This is a genomic window from Acidisphaera rubrifaciens HS-AP3 (genome assembly GCF_000964365.1).
GTDB classification, from domain to species: domain Bacteria; phylum Pseudomonadota; class Alphaproteobacteria; order Acetobacterales; family Acetobacteraceae; genus Acidisphaera; species Acidisphaera rubrifaciens.
Genome location: NZ_BANB01000744.1, coordinates 1 through 928 on the forward strand (window position 1 = coordinate 1; position 928 = coordinate 928).

The 928-nt window shown below is 75.1% G+C and carries 1 protein-coding gene; it reads left to right on the forward strand.

What is annotated here, in order from left to right:
* On the forward strand, positions 1 to 928 hold a 928-nt coding region (locus tag B8460_RS17175; RefSeq protein ID WP_052945288.1), incomplete at both ends, for a lysophospholipid acyltransferase family protein.

Consider the following 928-nt stretch of genomic DNA (forward strand, 5'->3'; position numbering starts at 1 on the left):
TGACGATGCGCGAGCAGCGCCGGATCGTGCGGCAGGTGCGGGCGGTGCGGCGGCTGGTGTCGGTCGCCGTCTGGACGCTGGTCGCGATGGTGGTGCAGGTCGTGCTGCTGGGCCTTCCCGGGCGCGCGAAGGTGCATTTTCCCCGCGTCTACTGGGCGTGGGTGGCGCGCCTGCTCGGCATGCGGGTGCGTGTGATCGGTGCCGGCGCGGGCGGCCAAGCCCGATCGACGGGCGGCGGCACGCCGGCGCGCCCGGTGATCTTCGTCGCCAATCATTGCTCCTGGCTCGACATCCCGGTGCTCGGTGGCCGGCTGCCGGGCTGCTTCGTGTCCAAGGACGAGGTGGGACGCTGGCCCGTCGTCAGCACCATCGCCCGGCTCGGCCGCACGGTGTTCGTCACCCGCCGCCCCGGCCGCACGGCCGACGAGCGCGACGTGATGCAGGCGCGGCTGGCCGCCGGCGACAACCTCGTGCTGTTCCCCGAGGGCACCAGCTCCGACGGCTCGCGCGTGCTGCCGTTCCGCACCTCGTTCTTCGCGGTCGCGGTCCCGGGCGGCGGCATACGGCAGGGCGCCGGGTCGGCCCCGCCGGGCACGCCCGCGCCGCTGATCCAGCCGGTCTCGTTGGTCTATGACCGCATGGGCTGGCTGCCGACCGGACGGGCGACCCGCAGCATCTTCGCCTGGTACGGCGACATGGACCTCGCCTCGCATTTCTGGCGCCTCGCCCAGCTCAGCGGCCTGCGGGCGACGGTGCTGCTGCATACGCCGGTCGATCCCGCGAGCTTTCCCGACCGCAAGGCGCTGGCGCGGGCGGTATGGTCGGCCGTCGCCGACGGTGCGGCGACCCTGCGGCAGAACCGGCCCGCCCGCCCGCTCGAGACGGCGGCCGCCGCCCCCGGCGACCGGCCGGTCCCGGATGCCGGCGC